At 46.4% G+C, this 8140-nt stretch carries 9 protein-coding genes and 1 pseudogene; all 10 read right to left on the bottom strand.

Translation table 11 applies throughout. The annotated features are described in order from the left end of the window. Nucleotides 1-50: 50 nt before the first annotated feature. Entirely contained in the window at nt 51-401 is a 351-nt protein-coding gene (locus QZ375_RS12970) for an HNH endonuclease signature motif containing protein (protein WP_295219676.1), read from the bottom strand. Between the two features lie 132 nt (nt 402-533). Further along, a complete protein-coding gene (locus QZ375_RS12965; RefSeq protein ID WP_295219675.1) occupies nt 534-944 on the bottom strand; it encodes a sigma factor-like helix-turn-helix DNA-binding protein in 411 nt (136 codons plus the stop codon). Further along, entirely contained in the window at nt 941-1168 is a 228-nt protein-coding gene (locus QZ375_RS12960; protein WP_295219674.1) for a hypothetical protein, read from the bottom strand. The genes QZ375_RS12965 and QZ375_RS12960 overlap by 4 nt, the downstream gene beginning before the upstream one ends. 59 nt (nt 1169-1227) lie before the next feature. After that, entirely contained in the window at nt 1228-1512 is a 285-nt protein-coding gene (locus QZ375_RS12955; protein WP_295219673.1) for a VRR-NUC domain-containing protein, read from the bottom strand. 192 nt (nt 1513-1704) lie between these two features. Then, a complete protein-coding gene (locus tag QZ375_RS12950; protein ID WP_295219672.1) occupies nt 1705-4194 on the bottom strand; it encodes a phage/plasmid primase, P4 family in 2490 nt (829 codons plus the stop codon). Next, nucleotides 4191-4610 carry a DUF4406 domain-containing protein gene (locus tag QZ375_RS12945; RefSeq protein WP_295219671.1) on the bottom strand — a complete coding sequence of 140 codons (420 nt, stop codon included), beginning with the start codon at nt 4608-4610 and terminating at the stop codon, nt 4191-4193. Before QZ375_RS12945 ends, QZ375_RS12950 begins: the two co-directional genes overlap by 4 nt. Nucleotides 4611-4613: 3 nt before the next feature. Continuing rightward, nucleotides 4614-6539 (bottom strand): bifunctional 3'-5' exonuclease/DNA polymerase, encoded by a 1926-nt coding sequence (locus QZ375_RS12940; RefSeq protein WP_295219670.1) that lies wholly within the window; start codon nt 6537-6539, stop codon nt 4614-4616. Nucleotides 6540-6619: 80 nt separating this feature from the next. Next, nucleotides 6620-7369: a hypothetical protein gene (locus QZ375_RS12935; protein WP_295219669.1), complete on the bottom strand. Its 750-nt coding sequence runs from the start codon at nt 7367-7369 to the stop codon at nt 6620-6622. A gap of 71 nt (nt 7370-7440) precedes the next feature. Then, on the bottom strand, nt 7441-7851 hold the full coding sequence (locus QZ375_RS12930; protein ID WP_295219668.1) for a hypothetical protein: 411 nt from the start codon (nt 7849-7851) through the stop codon (nt 7441-7443). A 55-nt stretch (nt 7852-7906) separates the two neighbouring features. Then, nucleotides 7907-8140: pseudogene (locus QZ375_RS12925) on the bottom strand (ATP-dependent helicase); the annotation flags it as partial.

Below are 8140 nucleotides of genomic sequence, written 5' to 3'. Positions count from 1 at the left end.
GGGCGCCGGTCTTTAGAAAGTTCACATTTAGAGGTTTTTATCCCCCAGGGTTAGTATTTGTACTCCGGATTGTTATCTTCCGTCCAGGTTTTCCTGTCATGGCATGATTTGCAGAGTGCCTGCCAGTTGGATTCATTCCAGAATAAATTCTTATCACCACGGTGGGGAATGATATGGTCAACAACTGTCGCCTGAACGTATCTGCCCTGTGCCTGACACTTTACACACAGCGGGTGCTTTCGCAGGTATGCCCTGCTGACTCTCTGCCACTTGCTGCCATAACCACGCTTGGCAGCTGATGGTCTGTTAGGGTGCACTGGCTTGTGTTCAGAACAGTATCTTTCTTCAGTTAAGTTCGGACAGCCAGGGTGACCGCAGGGGTGCTTTGCTTTTCTTGGCATAGGTTCACCTCTTCGATTGCATAAGAAAAGCCCTCACAGGATTGCTCCCATGAAAGCTGTCCTCATTCTTTTTCGCTATTATAATAATACCACAGATCAGGTGTGACATTCTGTGACAAAGTGTGCCAACTTTCAATCCGGGACTAAAAAATTTTGAAGTGCCGACCCATGTATACGATGCACTGTTCTAACCGACACACAAAGCATCTGGGCGATTTCTTCCCAACTAAAGCCTTCAAGGTAACGGTAGCGGAGAACTAACTGTTCATCACGGCTGTTCATATTATCGATTGCCGTATTGATTTCACCTTTGATTTTTACCAGATAGGAAACCTTATCTGCCACATCATGCTGTATCTCGTCAATCTTTTCGATACATTTGGCAAAAGGTGCTTCGGTAGAGCGATTTGAGTTGTAGTGTTCTTCAAAGCTACTACTTGAAACGTTGCTGGATAAATCTCTCCAATAGTCAATTTCACGTAGTCGGCAATGAATCAGTGCGTCCAGATGTCTTGCCTGATTTAAGTATTCCTTAGCCGTCATGTGTTCACCTCCTCATGGAGAGAGCGAATCAGCATCTCACCATCCACGCTTGTCAGTACAGTGAACAATTGCGAACGAAAGAAACGTTCGATTTCGTTCTTTCTGCGGTCTGCGTCACGATTACACGGATTTCTCTTTAGGCACTTGAGTGTTGTTCGGTAATCTCTCACAGCCTGCAGGATTATAGCGTTAGCCAGATTTTCATAATTTGTTATGCCGGTCATATGCGTTCCTCCATTTTTCAGAAATAAGCATCGTTGCGATGAAACAGCGTTTCTTTGTATCAGTGCAGAGAACCTGTTATTGCGGTTCGCACCTCATCCACCGAACGTACCACCAATGCAGTGCCGCCCGCTGCGAGGATTTTACGGATAGTTGCCTCTTGCAGCTTCGTAGGTTTTCCAATATCGGTCTTTACCTCGAAACCGAAGAAGTGGCCATCAATGCAGGCAATGATATCGGGTATGCCTGCCGTCCCGTACATTCCACCGTGTTCTTTCCAGCAGAAGCATCCCGGCACGGTTCGAAGGTACTTCATAATTGCTTTCACAATATCGGTTTCTTTCATCTGTTCCAAAAACCTCCGTATTTTCAACACTTGGAACACATGGAACACCAGAAATCCCATATTACTGTATTTTTTATAGAAAAAAAATGAGTGTATATAAAAATATGTATTATATATAGAGAGATAGGAATTTGGTGTTCCAACGTGTTCTCGTGTTCCAATGATGGGTGCAGCAAGCACTCCGGGAGGCCATTATCCAAGCACCTCGCCAAGCCTGATTCCGGACAGTATGCGCCTTTTCGCCACACGGTCAATGTCCCTTGTCACTTCCGGAAATGTTGCAGTGATTTGTTGCACAAAGCTTTTCTGTGAGTACGGTTTCAAGCCACATTCCTCGCAATATCCCTTATATGCGTTAAATATCTCCGTTGACCCAGCACTGTATCCCGCATCCAATTCACAATATTCCTTCACGAATGACAACACGGAATCCGACTCCTCACGATACTGCTGCAGTTCGTCCGCATTGACCTGCGTTTCTGAGAACACATAGTGATTATTCATCAGTCTGCGCAAACCCTCTAAGGCAAACAGGAAAATACCGTCTGCCTCCAAGCGGAACTTTTCCAACAGTTCCGGGTCACGCTTGTCCTGCGGCACAGTATGATTGAACCGAATAATGATGAGTCTGCGGTAAAAGCCCTCCGAGCGATCACCGTAGTTTTTCGGAATACTGTTGCAGGAGAACAGAAGCCTTGCACTGGACTGAAAAGAGAACGGGTTTTTATTCTTTTTCTCTACGGTCAGATAGTCCTCACCCACAAGAGCCTTGAATATGCCGTTGTCATCAATATTCTTTGTCGGCAGGTCAGCAAAGATATTTGCCAGCTTACCGAAAAGCTCTGCGGTCTTGAACCGCTCATTCAGTGCCTGCCAAGATACGTTAGAAACATTCTGCTTTCCCAACAGCACATCGTTCAGCACACGGAGCAGCACTGACTTTCCTGCACCTGCAGCACCTACGATAACAAAGCATTTCTGAGCCGAGTTGACAGGAATAAGAAAATATCCAAGCATTTCTTGTATCAGAGCTACCTGTTCCATATCACCACCCATTGACTCTTCCAGAAACTTTTTGAACCTCGGGCAGTCTGCCGTTTTGTCATAGGTAACATTCAGCTGTACCGTAGAATAATAATCTGGTGTATGTTCCGTCAATGTATCCTCAAGCACGTTGTATAAGCCGTTGCGGACATTGATGATATAGGGATTGGCATTCAGTTCCCGGATATCCCGCTGAACCAGAAGACGCCACTGTTTCTCTGCATCAATGATCTGACTCATCTTCGTTTCACGCACCAGCATTTTCTCCTGCACCAGACGCTGTGCTTCCATTTCAGAAAGTTCGACATACACACCGCCACGATAGCTGAAATGCTGTTCTGCAGAGTAAAAAACTTGCTGTTCCTCCGACATCGTTTTTGCCAGCACCCCGGGTAGAAAACGTAGTCCTTTGTCATTCGGTTCATACCAATCCGGAATCGCTGTACCTGCCTTGGCTCTCTTGGCGTTTTTACTTGCCTGATATGCTTTGCTGGTATCCTTAAATACAGCATTCAGAGATTTCAGAAACGATGCCTTCAGTTTAAAATGGTCACGAATTTCGGAATTGATGATTACATCTGCCGTCACCATATCCTGGTTGTACAGATAATTTAGCACAAACTGTTTCGCCGCTTGCAAGTCTTTGATAGCTTCTCCCGTTACGGGAATACTGTGCAGCACATCAAGCAGCACCTCTGCGCTCATCGGTTGATAGCACCATGCGGCAGGAGCCTTTACCGGGCATTCTCCGGCTGCGAACTTCGGACACTTGAATCCTTTTTCACAGATGGTTTTGCAGGTGATCGGATTCGTACCACTCTCCAGAAAATGATTGATTTTCTTCTGTGTGTTGCCCTCATTGTATCTGGGATAGGGTGCAGACAGCATGTGAATCAACTTCGTACCGCCCTCAAAAGGAGCAAGGTTTGTAATCATGGCATACCAGTCATGCTCAGACAGAGAGGCGGCATCATCACGGCAGTGCTGCAGGAAAACACACGAACGCATCACCTGGTCGATGCCTTTCTCTGCACCGCTCTTATGCTCCACGGGGGTAAGATCTATTTCCGGCAAAACATCAGACAGTTGTTCCTGTGTATATTTGCGTTCAGGGTGGAAACTGACGCAGGTCACTTCAACCGGGGTGTCCTTTTTACAGTGCATAAATCCCGGAAGCCTCATGACCCTTGATTCATTGACACACATCGGATCACCGTCAAACTGCTTTACAAGCTGCGTCTGAATCCTGCGAAATAGCTCCACTTTTGCACTCGAATCCATAAACCAGTACACATGATATGATTTCTGCGTTTTTATGACCATAGAGGGAGGGAGTGGGAACGCATCGATTTTCTTTTGCTGATCCTCAAAGCTGTCATTGTCCATCTCCACGAACTGCGCATTGATTCTTGTAATCGAATTATCGTCCTGCCCGCCGTAGTTGACTACGAAAAAGATGCCGCGGTTCATGGCATTGTGTTTTTTCAGTGTTTCTTCAATGCTTTTGTACTTTCCGCACTCACAGGACAGCTTCGTTCCCTGAAATACGCCGCTTTTTTTATCATCGAATACACGAAAGCAAACGATATCGGTCGGATTGAAAAGAGAGCCAAGTACATCGGTTACTGTCACATTCATGTTTCCGCCTCCTCAAAATATCTGATCTGTTTCTTCAGTTTCTTTGCTTCTTCAATTTCGCTGGCAACACCTGGTGTCACCGTTCCAAATACCCATACTTCATCGCACATACGAAGAAGCGCAAGACCGAACAGCAGCCCCAGTTCACGCTCGGCAGGAATATTGTCATCCAGCATCTGCGGGTATAAAAGATGGCTGGCTACCGGCATATATCCTTCACGAATCACTCGGCGGCAGTATCCAATCGCTGCCGTAACATTTGCATTCACATCTCCGCTATACTTTGATGCCACATATACTTTTCTGCGGTTTTTATCTGCATACCGTTTCTTCTGCTGCTGTCTGTATTCTTTCATGACATGGCTGATTGCCATGCCCTCTGTCGGACTGCTATAGCCCTCGCTGTTTTTGTACATATGTTAGTCCTCCAGTTCTTCCATCATTCCAAAGGTCGGTCCCGCAGATGCCTCTGCAATCAGCGGAAGGTCAAACTCCGGGAAAGGCTTTTCTTCCATGCAGGCACGGATAAAGGTCACAGCCTCCAGCAACTTGTCCTCCGGGATAATGAAGGTCAGTTCATCGTGTATCTGAAGAATGGGCTTCAACCAATCACGCTCAGGCAGTCCTGCCAGTATCCTGGCAATGGCGAGTTTCAGAATATCTGCCGCCGTTCCCTGAATCGGTGTATTCAGCGCACAGCGTTCTGCAAAGGACTTCTGCCCCCAGTTATCAGAATTAATATTGGGAAGATACCTGCGTCTGCCAAGCCATGTTTCGGAATACATCCGTCTTGCAGCATCTGCCTTTGTTTCTTCCTGCCATGCAGTCAGACCTTTGTATCCGTGCTTGAGATTGAAAAGAATGTCCTCACACTCACTAACGGATTTTTCAACTCCCGCCTTGAATTTTAGCGTTTTCTGCAGCCCTCTCGGAAACAATCCATAGAAAGTCCCGAAATTCACATTTTTTGCAATTGTTCTGTGTTCCTTATAATTTTCAGAGTGCTTGTCCTGTGCTTCTTCATAGCTTACACCGAAAATAACGCTGGTGGTAGCCGCATGGATATCACCATTATTTCGATAGGTATCCAGCATCTTCGGGTCACGGCAGTAAAATGCTCCCACACGCAGTTCAATCTGTGAAAAGTCCAGTGACAGAATCAGATGTCCGTCCGGTGCTTTGATAAAATTGCGTACGCCAATCGGATCATTGGTCTTACGAGGCATATTCTGGGCATTGGGGTTTCGGCAATTCATCCTGCCTGTATCAGTTGAAAGTGCGAACATATCCGGATGGATGCAGCCCGTCACAGGATTCAAATATTTTAAATAACCGTCAATATAAGTGGACTTGATTTTGCCCCACTTACGATATTCCTGCACCAACGTAAACAGCTTTGAAAGTTCCGGACGATTCTTATCACACCATTCTTTCAAGAGCGTCATCGTCATATCGTCTGCTGCCTCACGATTGGTTTCTGTGGTTTTGAGAATGGGAAGCCCCAGGTCTTTATACAGATAATTTTTGAACGCCTGGGTGGAACAGTTAGCTCCGATATTCACATCACCAATGATGAATTCGATTTCCTTACGGACACGCTCCATCTCCGCTTCAGCTTCAGCCTTACGCTCCTGCATAAGCGACAGATTTACAGGAATACCGTTGCATTTCATGATGCCAAGATATACAGCAGTCGGACTCTCAATTTTCTCCACAATGTACCTGTGCTTTGGAAGGTAGCGATCAAACCAGTCGTTAAACTTGTGATAGAGTCGCAGAGCAAAGTCCGAGTCAGCAGCACCATAGCGGACGGTTTCCACATCCTGCGCATCCAGTTCGTCAAAGTGCTTTCCGTCTGTTACACTTGAAAAAGACGGCAATGGTTCTCCGAGCAGTTCTGCTGCCAACTTTTTCAAACCGCTCTCATTCAGCTTGCGGAATTCGTAGGTGCTTTTCAGGCTCATTTGTGACGCACAGATTGTGTCGTACACGGGAGCCTGGATAATGATGCCCTTCGCATACGCCATCAAGGATTCAAAGGCAATGTTGTGGGCAATTTTTATCATTGCAGTATTTGTAAGAAATGCCGCCAGAAAGGAAAAGAAAGCATCTTTATCTATATTGTTACCGACACGATGGGCAACAGGAACATAGATGCCCGTTCCTTCCTTAATAGAGAAGGAGCAGCCGACAATATGCGCCTTTGCCGGGTCGAGTGCCGCTTTATCTTCTTCACGGTATGGATCATCGGGTGCTGTTTCAAAGTCAAATGCCACCAGTGGACTGTTCCCGATATATTCCTTAATACCCTCTACTGTGGTCACACATTTATATTCTGTATTCATGTATATTCTCTCCTACGGGAATAACCCGGAGGAGCATTATACCCATCCGGGCATTCCGGTGTTCTCTGTATTTAGTTTTCTTACTTCAAAGGTTCAATAATTTCTCCCGTTTCCGGATCAACCACTGGCTCATCATCAATGAGAGATGCAGGGGTAAGTTTGGCTGCATATGCCTTGACCGTTTCCGTTACACCTGCCACTGCTGTGCGTTCCTCCGCCGTTAGCATACGCACGAAAGCAAAGACAGCCTGGGAGAATGCGATGCCGGATGCGTTTGTAGCCTTTTTCAGCGTGATTTTTGTGACCACCTGATTCAGCTTGCGTCCACGGGAAAGTTGACTCTTCACATAATTTGTAAAAGACTTCAGTGACCCTGTCGGCAGGGAAATGGTAATCGGAAACAGTTCGCCCTCACGCAGGATGTAGAGCATACGCTTGTTCTTGCACAGCTTGCTCTGTCCATCACCGCTGCCAAATTTGTTATAGGGACAGCCGGCACAATTCCCACCGGGATTGCCGATACCCATCACTCCATCAAAAGAGCCGCAATCGGGAGGATTGTTCCCACCGTTATACTTGTCGTGGTAATAGGCGAATGCCGGGTGGTTATACACAATGACTCCGGTGATGTCCTTTGCCATCTCAGACTCCTCGCCTTCGGCAGACGGAATTTCGAATGCCGTACCGCCGCCTGTTGGTAGCTTTACACGGTCAAATGAAAACTCAAGTCCCTGGCAATCATCTGCCAATGCCTCATTCAATACATCCTGGTTTGCCAATACAGCGAATCCTTCGGTCACTGTGAGTTCGTTATTATTCTTATCTGACATGATCTATGCCCTCCTGTGAAATGTAATAATTTATGATTTTGCGTTGCTGCGGTGCTGTAATATCCATGCACCTATGATTTGCGGATGCCGACTGACACTTTTTCATAAGTGCTGACGGTATCACCAAGCCATGCCGGAACTTCCTCGCCGGTGATTTCACGCTGTTCCTTAATAAAGGATGCGAGGGTGTTGGCATTGACCGTTTCCGTAACTAGACTGCCATATCCGTTTTCTTTCAGCGCCTGCATCATCTCGTCCTTGCGACCGGACGCCGGTGATGCATACAGTCTGCTCTTCAGATAGAATGTGCTGCCGTTACGGGAAAAACGGTCAAGTTCGGCTTCTGTCATGGCATCGGATAACTGCAGGTCAAGTTCTGCTATCTCCGCACCCAGGGCCTTGGTCTGTGCTTCGAGGTCTTTCTTCTGTTCCTGCAGAGTCTTGAGCCTGTCAGCCATTTCAAAAATTTTTGTATTTTCCATCGGTGACTACCTCCTTTCACTTACTACCGAGAAATTCAACCCCCTTTCGGAAATCTCAGGTTTTGAAAGGATTTCTGCCCTTACGGTAATCATCAACTAGCATTTTGGCAAGGTTAATTTTCTTTCTCAGTGCATACAGCACTTTGCGATCAACGGTGTTTTTGCAAACAAGGTAAATGTAGTGACAGTTTTCCTTTTGCCCGGCTCTGTGAATACGAGCCTTTGCCTGTTCAAAGTTGCTCATGCTGTAATCAAGGGAATAAAAGACCATCGTACTGGCAGCAGTTAA

Origin of the sequence: Ruminococcus sp. (genome assembly GCF_019417665.1) — a bacterium.
Classification (GTDB): Bacteria; Bacillota; Clostridia; order Oscillospirales; family Ruminococcaceae; genus Ruminococcus_C.
The sequence above is the reverse complement of the archived record's forward strand: the minus strand, read 5'-3'. Positions and strand labels throughout refer to the sequence as shown.

Bases quoted from the DNA above. Each gene is read 5' to 3' on its own strand.
- QZ375_RS12970 (WP_295219676.1), bottom strand. From the start codon at position 401: ATGCCAAGAAAAGCAAAGCACCCCTGCGGTCACCCTGGCTGTCCGAAC.
- QZ375_RS12965 (WP_295219675.1), bottom strand. From the start codon at position 944: ATGACGGCTAAGGAATACTTAAATCAGGCAAGACATCTGGACGCACTG.
- QZ375_RS12960 (WP_295219674.1), bottom strand. From the start codon at position 1,168: ATGACCGGCATAACAAATTATGAAAATCTGGCTAACGCTATAATCCTG.
- QZ375_RS12955 (WP_295219673.1), bottom strand. From the start codon at position 1,512: ATGAAAGAAACCGATATTGTGAAAGCAATTATGAAGTACCTTCGAACC.
- QZ375_RS12950 (WP_295219672.1), bottom strand. From the start codon at position 4,194: ATGAATGTGACAGTAACCGATGTACTTGGCTCTCTTTTCAATCCGACC.
- QZ375_RS12945 (WP_295219671.1), bottom strand. From the start codon at position 4,610: ATGTACAAAAACAGCGAGGGCTATAGCAGTCCGACAGAGGGCATGGCA.
- QZ375_RS12940 (WP_295219670.1), bottom strand. From the start codon at position 6,539: ATGAATACAGAATATAAATGTGTGACCACAGTAGAGGGTATTAAGGAA.
- QZ375_RS12935 (WP_295219669.1), bottom strand. From the start codon at position 7,369: ATGTCAGATAAGAATAATAACGAACTCACAGTGACCGAAGGATTCGCT.
- QZ375_RS12930 (WP_295219668.1), bottom strand. From the start codon at position 7,851: ATGGAAAATACAAAAATTTTTGAAATGGCTGACAGGCTCAAGACTCTG.